Annotated in this window: 15 protein-coding genes; 13 read left to right on the plus strand and 2 right to left on the minus strand. The window is 41.1% G+C overall.

Annotated elements, in window-relative coordinates; translation table 11 throughout:
• Positions 1-188: 188 nt before the first annotated feature.
• Both NST40_RS14515 and NST40_RS14520 read left to right on the plus strand, forming a co-directional pair.
• A complete protein-coding gene (locus NST40_RS14515) occupies positions 189-3,665 on the plus strand; it encodes a discoidin domain-containing protein (RefSeq protein ID WP_342410817.1) in 3,477 nt (1,158 codons plus the stop codon).
• A 292-nt stretch (positions 3,666-3,957) separates the two neighbouring features.
• Positions 3,958-4,299, plus strand: a complete 342-nt coding sequence (locus NST40_RS14520; RefSeq protein WP_076125767.1) for a DUF1801 domain-containing protein — start codon at positions 3,958-3,960, stop codon at positions 4,297-4,299.
• Positions 4,300-4,379: 80 nt separating this feature from the next.
• Here the strand turns inward: NST40_RS14520 and NST40_RS14525 are convergent, their stop codons facing one another.
• Positions 4,380-4,802, minus strand: a complete 423-nt coding sequence (locus NST40_RS14525) for a MarR family transcriptional regulator (RefSeq protein WP_248548335.1) — start codon at positions 4,800-4,802, stop codon at positions 4,380-4,382.
• Positions 4,803-5,077: 275 nt separating this feature from the next.
• Here NST40_RS14525 and NST40_RS14530 point away from each other — a divergent pair, with 275 nt between their 5' ends.
• Positions 5,078-6,601 (plus strand): MDR family MFS transporter, encoded by a 1,524-nt coding sequence (locus NST40_RS14530; RefSeq protein WP_342410818.1) that lies wholly within the window; start codon positions 5,078-5,080, stop codon positions 6,599-6,601.
• A 79-nt stretch (positions 6,602-6,680) separates the two neighbouring features.
• Here the strand turns inward: NST40_RS14530 and NST40_RS14535 are convergent, their stop codons facing one another.
• Positions 6,681-7,766, minus strand: a complete 1,086-nt coding sequence (locus NST40_RS14535) for a helix-turn-helix transcriptional regulator (RefSeq protein ID WP_076276476.1) — start codon at positions 7,764-7,766, stop codon at positions 6,681-6,683.
• 128 nt (positions 7,767-7,894) lie between these two features.
• Between NST40_RS14535 and NST40_RS14540 the strand changes: the two genes are divergently transcribed.
• From NST40_RS14540 to NST40_RS14585, 10 genes are all read left to right on the plus strand, one after another.
• The gene (locus NST40_RS14540; protein WP_076276477.1) at positions 7,895-8,974 is read left to right on the plus strand and encodes a saccharopine dehydrogenase NADP-binding domain-containing protein; all 1,080 of its coding nucleotides are present in this window, start codon (positions 7,895-7,897) and stop codon (positions 8,972-8,974) included.
• Positions 8,975-9,009: 35 nt separating this feature from the next.
• Entirely contained in the window at positions 9,010-9,576 is a 567-nt protein-coding gene (gene cysC / locus NST40_RS14545) for an adenylyl-sulfate kinase (RefSeq protein ID WP_076276478.1), read from the plus strand.
• Between the two features lie 166 nt (positions 9,577-9,742).
• A complete protein-coding gene (locus NST40_RS14550) occupies positions 9,743-10,513 on the plus strand; it encodes a flavodoxin family protein (protein ID WP_342410819.1) in 771 nt (256 codons plus the stop codon).
• 76 nt (positions 10,514-10,589) lie between these two features.
• A complete protein-coding gene (locus NST40_RS14555; protein ID WP_076276480.1) occupies positions 10,590-12,974 on the plus strand; it encodes a polyprenyl synthetase family protein in 2,385 nt (794 codons plus the stop codon).
• Between the two features lie 166 nt (positions 12,975-13,140).
• On the plus strand, positions 13,141-13,638 hold the full coding sequence (locus tag NST40_RS14560; RefSeq protein ID WP_076125874.1) for an RNA polymerase sigma factor: 498 nt from the start codon (positions 13,141-13,143) through the stop codon (positions 13,636-13,638).
• Positions 13,639-13,655: 17 nt separating this feature from the next.
• Entirely contained in the window at positions 13,656-15,137 is a 1,482-nt protein-coding gene (locus NST40_RS14565; protein ID WP_342410820.1) for a DUF4179 domain-containing protein, read from the plus strand.
• Positions 15,138-15,195: 58 nt separating this feature from the next.
• Positions 15,196-15,822 (plus strand): HAD family hydrolase, encoded by a 627-nt coding sequence (locus tag NST40_RS14570; protein ID WP_076276482.1) that lies wholly within the window; start codon positions 15,196-15,198, stop codon positions 15,820-15,822.
• A gap of 223 nt (positions 15,823-16,045) precedes the next feature.
• Complete coding sequence (gene nhaC / locus NST40_RS14575) at positions 16,046-17,413, plus strand: Na+/H+ antiporter NhaC (RefSeq protein WP_076217546.1); 1,368 nt, start codon at positions 16,046-16,048, stop codon at positions 17,411-17,413.
• 94 nt (positions 17,414-17,507) lie between these two features.
• Positions 17,508-18,728 (plus strand): GNAT family N-acetyltransferase, encoded by a 1,221-nt coding sequence (locus tag NST40_RS14580; protein ID WP_076184556.1) that lies wholly within the window; start codon positions 17,508-17,510, stop codon positions 18,726-18,728.
• Positions 18,729-18,812: 84 nt separating this feature from the next.
• Complete coding sequence (locus NST40_RS14585) at positions 18,813-19,136, plus strand: hypothetical protein (RefSeq protein ID WP_341002512.1); 324 nt, start codon at positions 18,813-18,815, stop codon at positions 19,134-19,136.
• Positions 19,137-19,138 lie beyond the last annotated feature (2 nt).

A 19,138-nucleotide genomic window follows, 5' to 3' on the forward strand; every position in this document is an offset into this window, starting at 1 on the left:
ATCTTTTCCGTAGAATTACATCTTATAGCTTGATCCGCTCTTTCTCTATAATGAGAGTGTCTCACATTGAAAGGAGGATCGGTTGTTATTTAATGTGTTCTGAGATGAATTTGATTGTAAACGCTATCATTTGAGCACTCCGATAAGGCGACACGTTAGTGAGTATCTACATTAAGAGGAGGATTATAATGCGCAACAAGTATGTCGTTTGGTCGCTTGTAGTAACCCTGTTGATTTCAAGTTTATACCTGGCAGCGGGTCCGTTCACATTTGTTAGTGCCTCTGGTGGTGCGAATTTGACGCTGGGCAAAACTGTGACGGCTAGTGGTCAATCACAAACGTATAGTCCAAACAATGTGAAAGACAGCAATCAAGAGACGTATTGGGAAAGCAGCAATAATGCATTTCCGCAATGGATCCAAGTAGATCTCGGTACAGAGACAAGTATTGACCAAATCGTATTGAAGCTGCCAACGGGCTGGGAGACGCGTACGCAAACACTCGCCGTTCAAGGCAGCACAAATGGATCTACATTCACTGACATTGTTGGTTCAGCTGATTATGTGTTCAATCCTTCAGCAGGAGGGAACACCGTTAAGATTGATTTTTCAGCAACCAGCACTCGTTATGTACGCCTGAATGTAACAGGCAATACGGGTTGGCCGGCAGCGCAAGTTTCTGAATTCGAAATTTATGGAGCTAGTACACCAACACCGACGCCAACAGCCACACCAACGCCAACAGTTACACCAACGCCAACAGCCACACCGACGCCTACAGTCACACCGACGCCAACAGCCACACCAACGCCAACAGTCACACCAACGCCAACGGCCACACCTGTTGCGGGCAGTAATATCGCGGTTGGCAAATCGATTACCGCATCCTCTAATACGCAATCATTTGTGGCAGCAAATGCTAATGACAACAACACCAACACATACTGGGAAGGTGGCAGTAATCCTAGTTCATTGATACTTGACCTGGGGTCAAACTACAACGTTTCCTCCATCGTTCTAAAGTTAAATCCAGCCGCTGCATGGGGAGCACGTACCCAAACGATTCAAGTGCTCGGTCACAATCAGAACACAACGACATTTGGGAATCTGGTGTCAGCACAATCGTATTCGTTTAATCCAGCTTCAGGAAATACAGTAACCATTCCTGTTACCGCAACTGTCAAACGTCTACAGCTTAATATTACTGCCAACTCGGGTGCTCCAGCTGGACAGATCGCCGAATTTGAAGTATACGGTACTCCAGCTCCGAATCCGGATTTGGTGATTACTGGCATGTCCTGGTCACCAACGAATCCGGTTGAGTCTAATGCGATTACGCTGAACGCAATCGTAAAGAATATCGGCAATGCCAGCTCTCCAGCTACTACTGTTAATTTCTATTTAAATAATGAGCTTGTAGGCTCAGCTCCGGTAGGTGTACTAGCAACTGGAGCATCGACAACAGCATCGATGACACTTACCGCAGGAGTTAAGCCTGCCGCAACGTATTCAGTTAGTGCCAAAGTTGATGAAGACAACCTAGTTATCGAACAAAATGAAGCGAATAACAGCTACACGAACCCAGCGTCACTTATTATCGCTCCAGTGTCCAGCTCTGACTTAGTGGGAACTGTTACATGGACACCAAGTAATCCTGTTGCTAATAACAATGTAGCGTTTAATGTAAATCTTAAGAATCAAGGAACCATTGCCTCTGCAAGTGGTTCACATGGTATAAGCGTTGTTCTTAAAAACTCTGCGGGGTCCACTATTCAAACCTATAATGGATCTTATAACGGTGCCTTAGCAGCGGGGGCAATAGTTAATGTTGCGATTCCAGGGACTTGGACAGCGATTAATGGTAACTACACAGTTACCACTACTGTTGAAGTGGATGCTAATGAGATAGCTGCCAAGCAAGCGAATAATGTAAGTGTTTCTAATCTCGTTGTCTATGCTGCGCGTGGTGCAAGCATGCCGTATAGCCGATATGATACCGAGGATGCTACACTCGGGGGTGGCGCGACATTGAAATCGGCGCCAACCTTTGATCAAGCATTAATCGCCTCTGAGGCTTCTGGTCAGCGTTATATAGCTCTTCCTTCGAATGGTTCGAACTTAGAGTGGACGGTCAGACAGGGTCAAGGCGGCGCAGGTGTAACTATGAGATTTACAATGCCTGACTCTGCAGATGGGATGGGATTGAATGGTTCACTGGATGTGTATGTGAATGGAGCGAAAGTAAAAACAGTTTCCTTAACCTCATACTACAGCTGGCAGTATTTCTCAGGTGATATGCCTGGCGATACACCTAGTGCTGGACGTCCACTATTCCGTTTTGATGAAGTTCACTGGAAGATGGATACACCCCTCCAACCTGGGGACAAGATTCGAATCCAGAAGAACAATGGAGATAGCTTGGAATATGGTGTGGATTTCCTTGAAATTGAATCTGTTCCAACAGCAATTGCCCGCCCAGCTAACTCCGTATCTGTAACAGATTACGGTGCTGTGGCAAACGATGGACAAGATGATCTGGCAGCTTTTAAAGCTACTGTAAATGCAGCCGTGGCAAGCGGTAAGTCTATTTATATTCCAGCAGGAACCTTTAATCTTAGCAGTATGTGGGAGATTGGTTCTGCTAGTAATATGATCAATAACCTCACTATTACTGGTGCTGGTCTCTGGCACACCAATATTCAGTTCACCAATCCTAATGCTGCGGGCGGTGGTATTTCACTCCGTATTTCAGGTAAGCTAGATTTCAGTAATGTATATATGAATTCTAATTTGCGCTCACGTTATGGACAAAATGCAATTTACAAAGGTTTTATGGATAACTTTGGAACCAACTCTATTATCCATGATGTCTGGGTAGAGCATTTTGAATGCGGAATGTGGGTAGGCGACTACGCTCATACACCTGCGATTTATGCTACCGGGCTGGTAGTTGAAAACAGTCGGATTCGGAACAATCTTGCAGACGGCATCAACTTCTCGCAAGGAACTAGCAATTCAATTGTACGCAATAGCAGTGTGCGAAATAATGGTGACGATGGTCTTGCAGTATGGACCAGTAACACAAATGGTGCACCTGCTGGTGTGAATAATACCTTCTCGTATAACACCATTGAGAATAACTGGCGTGCGGCAGCGATTGCTTTCTTTGGAGGAAGTGGTCATAAGGCTGATCATAACTATATCATTGATACAGTTGGTGGTTCCGGCATACGTATGAATACCGTTTTTCCAGGTTATCATTTCCAGAATAATACGGGTGTAGTTTTCTCAGACACAACCATTATTAACAGTGGTACGAGTAAAGATCTTTATGGGGGTGAACGTGGCGCAATTGATCTTGAAGCATCAAATGATGCTATCAAGAACGTTACATTTAATAACATAGACATCATTAATACCCAGCGTGATGCGATTCAATTTGGATATGGTGGTGGATTCGAGAACATCGTGTTCAACAACATCAATATTAACGGTACAGGACTTGATGGAATAACAACTTCACGGTTCTCAGGTCCACATAAAGGTGCAGCTATTTACACCTATACAGGCAATGGTGCTGCAACCTTTAATAACCTGACAACCTCCAACATTGCTTATCCGAATCTGAATTATATTCAGAGCGGTTTTAATCTAACGATTCATTAATTTTATGTACGAGGTTAAGGGAGAAGCTCTTAGGAGCTTTTCCCTTTTTAGCTTGTAACGAGCTGGATATCTCTAAATTGCCAGAAGGATAATGACTACATGAACAAGAAATTAATATAAGGGGAATTTAAACTATTAAATTTTTGAAATTCTTTTGCGGATGTGTTGATTTCATCATCTTATGTTCGTCATAGCAGATGCGTCGGATCTCAAAGGACCTCCTGATTTTGTTAAACAACTTACTGCGCTTATTCAGGCAAACCAATTAATTACTTAAAGGGAGAGATGAAAAATGAATCAGGAAGTAATCGATTTTATTGAAGCGCTAAAAGAATCATGGCAGGTGGAGTTGTCCACCTCACTACGTGAGGTTGTTCATCAGGCTATACCGGATGTGCAGGAACGTATTCAGTATAAGAAACCTCATTTTTTGAAAAATGGAAAATACGCTGCGGCCATCTCGACATCAAAAGACGCAGTCAGCTTTGTAATCTTTAATACAACCGAGCTAACGCTTCCAGAGGGAGTATTTGAGGGACCACCTGAAAGGAAAACCCTGAAGCTTCGAAAAGGAGACACATTTGATTCTGCACAATTGGTCTCTTTAGTTGCTCAAGCTTCAGCTTCTCTTTGATCCATACTTATATTAAAAGGACGATATCTCAAAGTCATTTGACTTCATGGGATATCGTCCTTTTTGACGATTATACAGTCTTAGTTACTCGTTGTAGTGCTGAGATAGTGAATCTGCTCTTCCAGGATGGTACTTGCTTTGCCTAAAAATGTTGTTATAAGCTCAAGCTCCTGCTCAGTAAAGGAAGACGCCAGTTTAACCATCTTAGTGTGCAAAGGAAGGTAGGCATTTCCAACCTCGTTATTCTCATATAAAGGAACAATGATCACCTTACGACGGTCATTGGGATCATGTTCTCTGCGAACAAAGCCGTTTTTTTCAAGTCGATCAATTAATGTGGTAATGCTGCCTGTAGTAAGTCCAGTTAATTTGGATAGCTCGCCGGCGGTGATAGGACCTTTTTCATGAAGGATATCTATAGATAGAAAATCGTTATTGTATAACCCTAGAGAAGTTGCTACTTTTTGCTGATACAAAACCGTTCGGCTGCCTAGGCCCCGCATGCGTAAAGTTAAGTCTTCCTGCTGAATTGTAACTTGATTGTGTCGATCTCTTGACAAAAGAGGACCCTCCTTTTAAAATGTTTATATCTTGATAGTCAAGATAATTAATAAACAAGATACTTGATGAACACCTAATTAATTGTCTTGATTTTATCGAATTATTCACTAATTTGCAAAGGTATAAAATCACGTGGTTTGGAATGAAGCCTGTGCACAATCCTTTAACAATTAGAGTAGAACTAAACATTTGGGAAAAGTGGAGGAGAAAAAGGAGCATGGAAAAGAAAAATAAAGTTGGGGTTATTATAGTAGCTCTATTGTTGGCTACACTTATGGCATCAATGGATAATACTATACTTGCAACCGCAATGGGAACCATTGTAGGTGACCTTGGCGGCTTTGACAAATTGATGTGGGTTACGTCCGCTTATATGATAGCTGAGATGGCGGGTATGCCGATTTTCGGTAAATTATCGGATATGTATGGACGTAAGCGATTTTTTATTTTCGGTATTATTGTTTTTATGATTGGTTCAGCTTTATGTGGTACGGCAAATTCTATTGTTCAGCTTAGTATTTATCGGGCAATTCAGGGTATTGGTGGAGGGGCACTCGTTCCTATTGCATTCACGATTATGTTCGATGTAGTGGCCCCAGAAAAACGGGGGAAAATCGGTGGGTTATTCGGTGCTGCCTATGGTATTTCCAGTATTTTTGGTCCTCTTATTGGCGCTTATATAGCGGATTATATTCATTGGTCTTGGGTCTTTTATATCAATTTACCCATTGGTGTTATTGCATTCTTTATGATCGCTTTCTTCTACAAAGAATCTGTTGAGCATTCCAAAGAGAAAATTGATTATCTTGGGGCTTTTACACTTGTAGCTTCAATCCTTTGTCTCATGTTTGCGATTGAGCTCGGGGGTAAGAAATATGCTTGGGACTCGACAATGATTCTGGGATTGTTTATGGCTTTTGTTGTGTTTTTAATTGGTTTTATTGTTATCGAACGTCGTGCAGAAGAGCCAATCATTACCTTTGGCATGTTCAAGGATCGTCTCTATTCTACGAGTAATGTTATGGCGATATTTAGCGGAGCGGCATTTATTACAGCCTCGGTGTACATTCCAATTTATATTCAAGGGGTTCTTGGCGGGTCTGCCACAAATTCGGGGCTTGTTCTACTTCCGATGATGATTGGTTCTGTTATCACTGCTGCTGGCGGAGGATTCTTGCTCTCTAAATTTAATTATCGCACGATCATGATTTCTACGTTAGTACTCCTTGTAGCAGGTATGGCTCTACTTACCACATTAACACCAGACTCCTCCCGGTTTATGGTCACTATTTTTATGTTTCTGGTGGGTCTTGGCATAGGTTCATCATTTTCTGTTCTAAGCAATGCAGCGATTCATGGATTTACAGCAAGACAACGGGGTTCTGCAAGTTCGACACTTAGCTTCACACGGGAGCTGGGAATGACACTTGGCATTACGGTATTTGGTATTATTCAAAGTCACATTTTTTCGAATAAACTAGCTTCCATGTTCAGTAAGGGAGGCGCGGCGCCAGAAGGTGTTAATCTAAGTGATCCAAGTACAATTTTGACTCCCGACACACGGGCCAAAATTCCCTCTGAGGTTCTTGATAAAATCACCGAAGGATTATCTTCTTCTCTTGTTCATACCTTTGCTTGGGCGATTATTCCATCTGTTATAGCTCTAATGGCAGCATTTGTGATGAGCAGGGAGAAGTTTGACCCTGCTTCTGAGCTGGAAGAATTTACGGCATCGCATTAAGGAAATAAAAGATTAAAATTAAAGCCCAAGTCCTTTGTTAAAAAAGGCTTGGGCTTTTTTGATAAGAAGCTCGGCGATCCTATTTCTCTGAAATGCTATAACGAGAATGTAAATGCCAGATAAGCTCTCTACGGCTGCTGACACCTGCTTTAGCGAAAATGGATTTTAAATGATCCTGAACCGTGTAAGCAGAAATATGTAACTCAGCAGCCAATTCTTTAGTAGATAATCCGCGAATTACTCCTTCAAGTAAATGCTGTTCCCGTTTCGTCAGATCATACGCTTCTGCAATGATAGGAAGCATATCTGCTGGACGTGCAGGCTCGAATGAAATGGCAATTTGCGTCTGACCGTCGTATGCATGAAGCCGGCTAGCCCGGATCACCAGATAAGGTCCGTCTGACATCCGGATACAGGACTTAGCCATCCCCGAAGATTCAGAGGGACTATTGATTGCTTGTGTGCTCACCGCCCGAATTGGTCGTGGCAGGATATGGTGATCAATTTTTTCTAATGAACGAAGTTTCTCTAACCAGCGGTCTGCTGTAGGATTGGAGGAGAGGAGAACTAGTTGATCAGAAAGGACGGCAATTCCGGAACCGTAATCTTCTTCCAGCCAAGTCTGATTTCTCTCAGGCAACTCAAGACTGAAAGCCCGCATTCTTGCGGCAATCTCAGGAAGCATTAAGGCTATCCGTACACAATCTTCCTGTGAAAATACAGGCTGACCCGACTTTCTGTAAAGTGTCAGATATCCCCAACACGCATCTCCATGAACAAGTACAGCGCGTAATTCATCCTCAAATCCTGCCGGAGACAGTACTTTTTGATAGCGGGCACTCAAATCTGGCTGCCCTTCGGTTGCTTCATATATAGTAGCTACGTGCACTTTACTATGAACCATTTGCTCATAGGGATTAATATCGTCTTCACCGTATTCGATCTGGAACAAGTGATGATGAATGGATTCCACGTTATCTTCTGTCACCGCACCTGTCGAGAGTAGTGTCTGTGGATCAACATGGGTACAGCAGGCAGCATCAAAGGGTACAGCCTCGCGTAAAATCGACAGTAATGAAGTACGGTAGCTATGTGAAGATTCAGAAACAGTACCTAACCTTATGATTTGTTGTTTAATATGATTAAGTTGTCTTATGGTTTTCATAGGTCAGCCCTCTAGTCATGGAGTATAAAAACAGGTATCCCACATTTATGGGATAGTGAATGTAAACCATATCCGTATAATTGAGAATGGTTCTTAATTATTTCTATTATATAGGATGCGGTGATAAAATGCAGAGAAAAGAAGATATTGTAGTCGTCGGTGGATATGGCCATGTAGGGCGTACCATTTGTGAAATCTTAGAGAAAAAATATCCTGGAAAAGTATATGCTGCAGGGCGAAGCCTTGTAAAAGCAAAGCAATTCAGTCAAGCAACTGATGGGAAAATTAAGCCGATGCAGTTGGATATTAATAAACCTTTACCTACTGATAAGTTAGAACGAGTGAAATTAATCATTATGTGCTTAGATCAAACGGATACGGATTTTATAAGAGCTGTGTTTCGAAGCGGTATTCATTATGTGGATGTATCTGCGAACGGTTTGTTTTTGAATGAAATTGAGAAATACAAGAGGGAGGCTGAAGACAATGGGTCAAGTGCTGTCTTAAGTGTAGGACTTGCTCCCGGCATCACTAATCTCCTGGCCCTTGAAGCAGAGCGGCAGATGGATCAGATTGAGGAGATAGAAATTGCGATTATGCTCGGATTAGGTGATTCTCATGGCAAAGCGGCGCTAGAATGGACAGTTGACAGTTTAGCAGCTAAGTTCGAAGTGAAGCAGGATAATCGCCAGGTTGAGGTGGAGAGCTTTACAGACAGAAGGTTGTATCATTTTGGTGATGAGATGGGTAACCGATATGCTTACCGTTTTCCATTCTCAGATCAACAGACACTTAGCAGAACACTAAAATCATCGTCTATCTCTACACGATTTTGTCTTGATTCAGCTGTAGTTACTAAAATACTGGCAATAACGAAAAGAACTGGAGCCGTTCGCTTACTGCAAATAGGCTGGCTGAAGAATTCAATTGTTCGTGCTATGGGGCGGCTGCATTTGGGGGATGATGGGTTCGCTATTAAGGTTGAGGCACATGGAAGAAATTCAGAAGGTAAATTACATCATGCGGATTTTTTATTACAAGGAAAGAATCAATCTATCATTACGGCAAAAGTAACAGCGGCAGTAGCAAAACATCTATATGATTCACCACCCACAGGTGGAGTTTACCATATTGAGCAGATGACTGATATAGCGTATATACAGAAGGAATTAGGATCAGCCATTTCTCTCAAGACTGCGGTAAACTAGTATAATATTAATCATATAGAAAGGGGCGTCTTAGAATGAATAGAAAAGATTTGGAGCTGTTGAACGGTCATAAAGCGGGCGTGTTTTGGTTCACAGGATTATCAGGTTCAGGAAAAAGTACACTAGCACAACAAGCTGAAAAAGAATTGTTTAAGCAAGGCATCCGATGTGCTGTAATCGACGGCGACCAGCTAAGGAAAGGTTTGAATATTGATTTAGGCTTTTCAGAAGAGGATCGTAAAGAAAACATGCGTCGCGCAGCCGAAGTAGCATCTATGTTTTTGGAACTAGGCTTTATAGTGCTTGTCCCGATGATTTCACCTTCTTCAGCTGCTAGAGAAGCGATTAGATATCGTTTTCAGTCTGGCGAGTTTGCAGAGGTTTATGTGCAATGTTCATTAGAAACCTGCGAACAACGTGATCCTAAAGGGCTATATAAGAAAGCTAGAAAAGGTGAAATTCGTGAGTTTACAGGTATTGATGCTATTTATGAAGCCCCTGAACATGCCGAATTGACAGTTAACACAGAGATTTACGATATGGAGAGCAGTGTGAATCTGCTAGTTGATTTTGTTACACATAATTACGCTAAAAAGATATAGAGGGAAGTTAACAGAAGCCTGGTCAAATCGGGCTTCTTTTTTTTGCATTCTCAAATGGAATTATATCGCATAAAAGGGATCAAGGTGCTACAATATGAATGAATAAAATAATATTCATTCATATTGATGGGTCTTATTCAAAATATGCATATATGGAGGGGTTCAAATGAAAAAAGTTACTGCATTTATTGGGAATCAACAAAAGCATGCGACCTTTGAAGCGGTTTGTGAATTTGGTAATAATTTAAAAGCATATGGTGATATTGAATTTGAGTATGTCTTTTTAAAAGATTATCGGCTTGAATATTGCCGGGGCTGCAAGATATGTTTCAATAAAGGTGAGGAATATTGTCCACTAAAGGATGATCGCGATGTATTGATGGAGAAAATGATCCATTCTGACGGAATTATTTTCGCCACGCCTAATTATGCATTTCATGTATCGGCACCGATGAAGAACCTCTTGGACCGGCTTGCTTTTGTATTTCATAGACCTCGATTCTTCGGGAAAACCTTCACGGCTATTGTCAATCAGGGGATCTTTGGAGGCAGCAAAATTGTGAAATACCTTAGTAATATGGGCGAGAATTTCGGATTTCAAGTTACAAAAGGCTGTGTCTTGACTACTTTGGAGCCAAGAACAGAAGTTGCGCAGAAAAAAATGACGAGAGAAATAAAGAAAGCCTCCGAAAGATTCTATAAGGACCTTATGTCGCCCAAGACTCCAGTTCCTTCTTTTCTCAGATTAATGCTGTTTCGAATGTCACGTACAAGTATAAAAACAATGCTTGATGATCATTTCAGGGATTATCGTTATTACAAAGAACAAGGCTGGTTTGAGTCGGGTTATTATTATCCTGTTTCATTGGGGCCTATAAAAAGGACAGCGGGTCTGATCTTTGACTTTATTGGGAAACGTATGGCGAAGAATTCGTAACCATAAAGACACTTCTCCGTATAAGATATGAACATGACCGACAATTAACCAAAAGAGAAGTTGAGGTAATCCACCTATGAATGTGAATGTAACCGATCATGCCGATTCAGCCTATTCGCTAGCCGAGCAGAGGGCGGCTCAGTATTTTATTTCACTGCAATTGCAGTTCAAAGAACAAACTTATGTATCTACTCTCACTGAAGATATTCAATTATGGAAAAAACATCATATTCATCGCCGCTCATGGTTGTCATTTTTCTCTAGAGGGAAAAGGAAACCTGATTCGCAGGATTATCATAGGTATATAGGCTGGCTGAATCTTAACGGTAAATTGGATGATTATTTAGATCGCAGCGTGTCCTATTTATATATGAGGGATCTGGGCAAAGCCTTGGATTCTACTGATACACAAAACAGGATTCAGCGAATGGTTGCTGACATTAGATCTCAATTGATCCCAGACGATTCAACAACGATAAGAGATCAATCGGAATTTATGAGCTTGGCAGGAGTATATCGCTGGGCGCAGAAAGAAGGCGTCGAGACCGCCACCATCTGGGTGATCGACAAGCTAAAGAACGTATCAACCCATATTCCGCAGGAAATGAATGCCGAACAAGCGCAGCGTAAGTTAATTAAGATCATTATCGGGGTCATTCTGCATGTAATGGAGGAAATGGGGGAGATTACCCCACCTTTGGAACGTTCTAAGAAGCTTAGTGAAGCCATTAGACTTGGTTATTCTTATGGGCTGACTTACCCTTATATTGATGATCTTCTCGATTCCAGTGTCTTAACGGTTCAAGAAAAAGAGCAATTTTCCCTCATGATACGCGACGCTATCCTTACTAGAACTGTGCCAGACCTTGGAGAATGGTCCGGAGAGAACATGGAATTCATTCGATACGTACATTCGGAGCTTAGTGAAGCTTTCGAATATATTAAAAGCTATCAACGTCCAGAAATGCAGAACATATTCTTCGAGCAATCCTTTGTGTTTTTTCAATCTCAGGAGCTGGACCGTGTTAAGGAACTTTCCAATGCTAAATACACCAATGAAGAGCTTTATATCCCCATTATCTTAAAATCCTCTTCTTCCCGTTTAATTGTCCGATCCGTTATTAGTGCACCTACAGATGATGGATTTGATCAACGCACTTTTTATTATGGTCTTTACAATCAACTGGCTGATGATTTTGCAGATATGTTTGACGATATGAAAGAGGGAGCGGTAACGCCGTATACCTATTTTCTGAAATACCGTGATCAACGTTCAGATTTGATAAACCCTTTTGAATTATACTGGACCGTCATCTCTCATCTAATCCATTCCGTATATCACTCCGATGCCAAAACCCGTGAAGTGATTCTAGATCGAGCAATTAACGGTTTGAAGCGTTGTAAAGAACGTGTGGGTACTGAAAAGTATAAAGAGATTATGGAGATCTTTGCTTCGGGTCAACCCGAATTTAATCGTCTCGTGCAGCAAATGGTGTTGAAAGCTGATGATGTGGATTTTTTTGACAAACTACTAAGAGATCAAATGCTTACGAATTTAAAAAACAACAAGCAGGAAAAGGTGGATTTTCACAATACGATTCAAAAGGTTCGTGGTGAAATCAACAATCAATTGCCGATTAATAAACCTGTTGGGACACCAGCTATGAAAGAAATGTTAATTGATGCAGCCAATTATAGTTTAGAGGGTGATGGCAAGCGAATACGACCTATCCTCACTTGGGTTATGGGGGTGAACGAATACGGATTAGACAGCGCGGCAATTGTGCCGCTTTTGAGGTCTTTGGAATATATGCATACTGCATCCTTAATTTTCGATGATCTGCCCTCTCAGGATAATGCCCCCACTCGAAGAGGCCGTTCAACTCTACATGAGGTGTATAATAGCGCAACGGCGGAATTGACAGGACTCTTTCTAATTCAGAAGTCGATTGAGGAACAGGCATCCCTTTCTACATTCGATGCTAAATCCGTAATTGCTTTAATGCAATATTCAGCACAAAAGGCGGAAGATACCTGCATGGGGCAAGCGATGGATTTGAATTCTAAAGGGAAAGCATTGACGCTAGAGCAATTAAATATGATTTGTTTCTATAAGACGGGCATTGCGTTCGAAGCTTCACTAGTTATGCCAGCGATTCTCGCACAGGTTAAGGAGACAGAAATTGAAGCTTTGAAGAAATTTGCTTATCATGCGGGGATTGCTTTTCAGATTAAAGATGATTTACTCGACTTGGAAGGGGATTTACAATTACTGGGTAAGCCCACAGGGCAGGATGTTGAGAATAACAATGCAACGTTTGTCTCCATTCTGGGTTCAGAAGGTGCTAGAAAAGAGATGTGGGAGCACTATTGTCTTGCCATGGAGGCGCTAAAAGAGATCCCCCGCAATATCAATTTTTTAAAACATCTATTGAATTATATGGTTAATCGTGATCGATAAATATGAGAATGGAGTGTTGGCATCTTTGCCAGCACTTTTTTATGAAAAAAATCAATCGTTTTTACGTTCAACTCCGTCTTACTTATAAGAACATCAGAACGATGACTTTATCCTAATACCGACACTGACAAAAAAAGAGGGGGTGTGGTGAGTGGTGGATAGGACGATGGACGAGGTCAGAATGGTTGATTTTGCCCGAATGGATGAGGAAGTTTTCTTTAAACGCCTGTATGTGGAGCATCGGAAAATGTACACCGTCGCTTATAGTTATCTACGGACAGAAGCGGACGCGTTAGAAGTTGTACAAGAGGCTTCATGTCGAGCCTGGATGAAACGTAAGAAGCTTAAAGATGAACAGTCATTTACACCTTGGTTGATTCGAATTACGATCAATTGCTGTATGGATGAACTACGACGAAAAAAACGAGTGATTCCTACGGAGAAGCTGGCAGAGGTTGCAACTCAGGAAATGAAAAGTAACGACCGGATTGATCTGGAACGTGCTCTGAACCGATTAAAGCCCAAATATCGGCATGTGGTACTTCTTAAATATTACAATGACATGACTACAATCGAAATCGCAAAAGTGCTAAAAAAACCTGAAGGTACAATCAAAACCTGGTTACGAGAGGGACTTAAACAGCTTCGTAATGTGTTGAAGTGATATGGGAGGTGAACAGAGTGACAGATAAAGAAGATCGTATTTTGCAGAAAAATGTTGATGAGATGAATCAGAATACTGAAACTTTACAGGAAATGAAAATTTTTAACGCGATGCGAAAGGGAATTATGGAAGGAAAAAAACGTGAGAAACGCCGCGTTTATACCGCAGGTTTGGGAGTGATCGCAGCTGCAGCCGCAGCCCTGTTATTTACATACTCTTCAATCGGATTACCGGCCAAGGAAGTGGCTCAACCTTCAGTTCAAACCGCCAGCCCTAAAAATACAGATGATTTTGCAGCTTATCGTTCATTTTCAAGGTTAGAACCAGCGCTTGCTAGTGCTCTGGAACAGAATCTCGTGATGCCGGTGGGTCAGAGCGCGGAAAACAAGGGGTACCGAGTGGATGTAACTGGTGCAGTAACAGATGGAAGGAAGGTGTATATTCTATACAGTGTTCAGAACAATACAGACAAAGAAGTTATACATGCGAATTTTGCGCTTCAATATGAAGGCATACAGGAGTCGAATCTACATAAAGGTGCTGCACTAAGTATGGTTGCCAGCGATAACCGAATTCAACCAGGCCAGTCTAAGGATTTTATATACACTACTAGTCTTTCACCAACGGTTAAATATCCAAAGGAAGTAAACTATAATGTCATTCTCACTGAAACTTCAGATAAGGCGCTACAATCCAGTAGTAATAAGTACCGGACTAATCTGGATGTTGCTTTCGAACTTAATCCTGATATGCTCAAAGCACAGGAAAGAATTCTAAAAACGGATAAAACGCTGACAGTTGACGGGCAAAAGATTAAAGTGAATCTAGTGCAATATACACCGCTTAGTACCTATGTAGATTTGGAGTATGATCCGAACAATGATAAACAAATTTTCCAATTGATTAATCCAGTTCTGATTAATACAAATGGTGGAGCTACCGAAAAATTATTTTACCCCGACATCGTCAACTCAGACAATTCTGAAGTCTATTCGGACAACTCCAAGTTCACGCTGGTGTTCAGGAACAGCCAGAGCAGTCTAAACCGTCAGCCAGACACCGTTTCATTAAAAACCTTTGGTATCTCGGCAGTGGAAAAGAATAAAATGAAAATTGTTGTCGATCTCAATAAGCAGCAAATCATTGAAGCACCGGGAAGTGGCCTTGAGCTTGTTGCTCCAACGCAAGAGAATTATGCTGATGAAGGAGAGATCTTGTTGCGGCATACAATTACTGATGCCGAATATTTAAAATACTACACTAGACTTGCTGAGACTTTTACTGATGCGGAAGGAAATGTGCATAAAAGAGCAATCAAAACAACTTCGGCAGGAAACTTCGGTGGCTACATGACTTCAAAGGAGGGTACAGCCGTGGATGAAATGCGTTATACTTTTGGAAAGGGAGCGAAAGATTATCCTCAACCCCTAACGATTACGCTAGAGAAATATATTAATCCGATTATGGATACGCAAGCCGTAGAGTTATTTTCTAAGTAATAGATTAAGCTTAACGATTAATAATCTTGTATTTGTTGTAATCCTATAGGAGGTAGTTATGCGTAAATATAACACTGTAATCTTTGATGTGGATGGAACCTTAATTGATACAGAAATCGCTGTTCTGAGTTCTCTGCAAAAGATGTTAAAGGTGGATCATAACAGAGAGTATGAATTGTCAGAGCTCTATTTTGTGTTAGGTATTCCCGGTTCAGCTTCATTACCACAACTTGGGATCGAAGATATTCATGAGGGCAATGAGAGATGGAATGTTTTCATGAAAGATTTCTATGATACTATTAACATCTTTGACGGAATTGTAGATGTAATGAGTTCATTACAGTCAAAAGAGATCGTTCAAGGAATTGTGACTTCCAAGACAAGAGATGAGCTAAATGATGATTTCGTTCCATTTGGCTTAACTAAATTCCTATCATATACCGTTATCGCAGAAGATACAGCAAAGCATAAGCCACATCCAGACCCCTTGCTAGAATTTATTAGAGTATCAAAAGCAAACCCTGAATCATCTATTTACATAGGGGACACGATCTATGATTATGAATGTGCAAGAGATGCTGGTGTCGATTTTGGATTAGCTTTATGGGGATGCAAGCAGCATGAGCATATTCCCGCGAAATATAAATTTGAAACTCCGCAGGATATTTTAAAGCTGCAATTGTAAAGTGAATAGGGTGAATATATAGCAGAGCGGCATTTTGCCCTCTGTTTTTTTAATGGAAAAACCTTCATTGTATGTTCTTAACATTGACTCTTCTCTATCTTATCGTTAATATTACCTCTGTGCTTCATTGCCCAAAAGCCTAAAAGCTTAAAAGCTTAAAAGTAAGGAAGCACCGCAATCTCCGAATTTTATCCCAATCACAATGTTAAGGAGCACTATCGTTATGGACCGTCAGCTTAGTTTTTCAAAAAGTATGATTATCATCGCTTTTATTTTCGCACTTCTTTTTGTATCTATTTTCCTATTAAAAGCAGAACCTCATATCCCTCTTCTCGCAACCACAGTTGGCACAGCAGTCTTATTGGGTTTATTTGGCGTGTCATGGAAAGATATTGAGGCAGCTATCATTAAAGGCATCCAAACAGCTATAATGCCCATTCTTATCCTCATGTTGATCGGAATATTGATCGCTGTATGGATGATGAGTGGTACGGTGCCTACACTTTTATTTTATGGTATGGATTATATTAATCCGAACTACTTTGCAGTAAGCGCGTTATATGTCACAATTGTCGTCTCTATGTTTACTGGAAGCTCATTCACCACCGTTAGCACGATCGGCGTAGCTTTGATGGGTATTGCTTTGACGACAGGGATTTCTCCCACACTTGCTGCTGGAGCGATCATTTGCGGAGCTTGTTTTGGTGATAAAATGTCACCCTTATCCGATACGACGAATTTTGCACCTGCAGTGGTAGGTATATCCTTGTTCACACATATTCGTAATATGATGTACACAACGATTCCAGCGCTTATTATAACTACTGTCTTTTTCTTGTTCGCACCAAAAGCCGATGCGATTGATTTATCGTCGATTCAAGGGATTAAGTTTGCTCTACAAGATGGATTTCATATCCACTGGTTAACGTTGATCTCACCACTTGCCGTTATTATTTGCTCAATCAAACGAATCCCAATCCTTCCTACACTGATAGTTGGTATTGTTACTGGTCTTCTAGTGACCGCTATTATTCAGCAGCAGGCAGAAATCGGTGTCTGGTTCAGTGTGATGCAGAATGGATACGAAAGTACTATTGCCAATGAAACCGTTGCTTCTATCGTTAACCGAGGTGGAATGCAATCAATGATGAGTTCCGTTTCACTTATCTTGATTGCTTTATCATTAGGCGGGCTAATACAACATTGTGGTGTCATAGAGGCTTTTTTTCGCAAAATCATTCAACCCCTCAAACGTAAAAGCAGTATCGTGCTTATGAGCGGCGCATCATCCATTGCGGTTAATGGGATGACTGGTGAACAGTATCTTTCTATTTTGTTGCCTGGTCAAATGTTCAAAGATGAATATAATCGCCGAGGCATTCCAGCAAAGACACTATCCCGTACGTTAGAGGATTGTGGAACCCTTGTTAATCCTTTAATTCCTTGGGGAGTTAGCGGTGCTTTTTTCGCTGCTACACTAGGTGTGCCGGTAATTGAATATATACCTTATGCCACCCTTCTGTGGTTAAGCCCATTCATCACGTTTGCGTATGCTTTGATCCCGCAGCTGCAAAAGAATACGCTAGGCTAACCTTCTCTGAAAGAATGTATTTATTGAACGGATATAAAGAATAATAAGAGTGATTTCTGATTTATATCTGGGGAATTCAGCGGGGGTATTGCTAGTGAGTCGCAATAAGTTGCAGGATAGAATCAGGTTAGCAAATGTCGAGACTAAACATGCAGAGCAATTTAATAATTTATTACGTTATGTATTTCAAGTGACGAATCGTGATTTACAAATCTTTGGTTGGGAAAATCGTGAAATCACCCAAGCGAAGCTGCCAGTTCTAAAGTATGCTGATGTGGTCGGTTGGTTTGATGGTGATAAATTGATTTCACAGTTAGCAGTATACCCATTTCAAGTAAATATTTTTGGGCGAATTTATGAGATGGGTGGCCTGACGGGTGTTGGAACCTATCCCGAATATGCTAATTTAGGTTTAATGAATAAGCTGATGTTGCATGCATTAACTAAAATGCGGGGCCGCAAGCAATCAATTTCTTATCTATTTCCGTATTCTATTCCGTATTATAGGCGGAAAGGCTGGGAGATCATTACCGATAAAATCTCATTTGAAGTTCCGGATACCCAGCTGCCGAAAACTAAAAAAGTTCCTGGGAACGTGGAGCGGGTAACTATTGAACATCCAGATATCAAGGAGATATATGATCAGTTCTCCATGCAGCATCATGGAGCTATGCTTCGAAATAAGTTGGCTTGGGAAGAATATTTACGCTGGGATCTGGATGAAATGACAGTGGGCATCTACTATAACAATGATGATTTGCCCACGGGGTATTTGTTGTATTGGGTTGCTGAGGAGATCTTTTACATCAAAGAAATGGTATATATTAACGAAGAAGCTCGCGTGGGATTATGGAACTTTATAAGTGCACATTTTTCGATGATTACTCTTGTCAAAGGGGATATTTATAAAGGGGAGCCGCTTTCCTTCGTTTTAGATGATGGTGACATCAAGGAAACCATTGCTCCTTATTTTATGGCCCGGATAGTGGATGTGCAATTATTTATCGAACAGTATCCGTTTAAAAAACAGGATAAAGATGGTTGCCTTATCTTCACCTTGAGTGATCCGATGCTGGAATGGAACCGGGGTACATTTACGCTTAATGTGGATAAAGATGGAACAGGTGTTTTGCACGCAGGAGGGACTAACCCTTCCTTGTTGATTGACATTCCTACTTTAACCACGATGTTAATGGGTTATAAGCGACCTACCTATTTGGCTAGGATCGGTCGGATCCAGGCAGATGAAGCTACAGTTCAATTCCTGGAAGGGTTAATCAGGCCAGAACATCCTTATTTCTCTGATTATTTTTAAAAAGCATACTCTAATGAGTGTGCTTTTTTCTTCTTTTATAGTAGAATTGATTCTCGGCAACACTAAATGATATGGGGTGTAAGAATGGCGATTAATTTCACCAAACCAATGATCCAAAGGTTAGAACAAGAAATCATAGAGGTAGAGAGCAAGCTCAAAAACGTGAAGAACAAAAAGGAAAAATCCAAATTCAAAATTAATCAATTAGAACAGGATATGAAATTTAGCAAGTCTCACACAGATTTGAGCAGTAAAATGACGCGAATCAAAAAGCTTAACGATGAAATTAAAAACATCAATCGCCTGCAAGCTGATCTTTCCAAAGAATTAACAGCAAAGAAAAACTCGTTAAAAAAACTCCAGGTAAATGGAACCGCACCTACTACAATTGATTCCACAAAAGGATAGTC

Origin of the sequence: Paenibacillus sp. FSL R10-2778 (assembly GCF_038593035.1) — a bacterium.
Classification (GTDB): Bacteria; Bacillota; Bacilli; order Paenibacillales; family Paenibacillaceae; genus Paenibacillus_AQ; species Paenibacillus_AQ odorifer.

What these genes read in the sequence shown, in the direction of transcription:
- NST40_RS14555 (WP_076276480.1), top strand. Translation starts at nt 10,590, where the DNA reads ATGAATGTGAATGTAACCGATCATGCCGATTCAGCCTATTCGCTAGCC.
- NST40_RS14585 (WP_341002512.1), top strand. Translation starts at nt 18,813, where the DNA reads ATGGCGATTAATTTCACCAAACCAATGATCCAAAGGTTAGAACAAGAA.
- NST40_RS14560 (WP_076125874.1), top strand. Translation starts at nt 13,141, where the DNA reads ATGGACGAGGTCAGAATGGTTGATTTTGCCCGAATGGATGAGGAAGTT.
- NST40_RS14570 (WP_076276482.1), top strand. Translation starts at nt 15,196, where the DNA reads ATGCGTAAATATAACACTGTAATCTTTGATGTGGATGGAACCTTAATT.
- NST40_RS14540 (WP_076276477.1), top strand. Translation starts at nt 7,895, where the DNA reads ATGCAGAGAAAAGAAGATATTGTAGTCGTCGGTGGATATGGCCATGTA.
- nhaC (WP_076217546.1), top strand. Translation starts at nt 16,046, where the DNA reads ATGGACCGTCAGCTTAGTTTTTCAAAAAGTATGATTATCATCGCTTTT.
- NST40_RS14520 (WP_076125767.1), top strand. Translation starts at nt 3,958, where the DNA reads ATGAATCAGGAAGTAATCGATTTTATTGAAGCGCTAAAAGAATCATGG.
- cysC (WP_076276478.1), top strand. Translation starts at nt 9,010, where the DNA reads ATGAATAGAAAAGATTTGGAGCTGTTGAACGGTCATAAAGCGGGCGTG.
- NST40_RS14525 (WP_248548335.1), bottom strand. Translation starts at nt 4,802, where the DNA reads ATGCGGGGCCTAGGCAGCCGAACGGTTTTGTATCAGCAAAAAGTAGCA.
- NST40_RS14535 (WP_076276476.1), bottom strand. Translation starts at nt 7,766, where the DNA reads ATGAAAACCATAAGACAACTTAATCATATTAAACAACAAATCATAAGG.
- NST40_RS14550 (WP_342410819.1), top strand. Translation starts at nt 9,743, where the DNA reads ATGAAAAAAGTTACTGCATTTATTGGGAATCAACAAAAGCATGCGACC.
- NST40_RS14515 (WP_342410817.1), top strand. Translation starts at nt 189, where the DNA reads ATGCGCAACAAGTATGTCGTTTGGTCGCTTGTAGTAACCCTGTTGATT.
- NST40_RS14530 (WP_342410818.1), top strand. Translation starts at nt 5,078, where the DNA reads ATGGAAAAGAAAAATAAAGTTGGGGTTATTATAGTAGCTCTATTGTTG.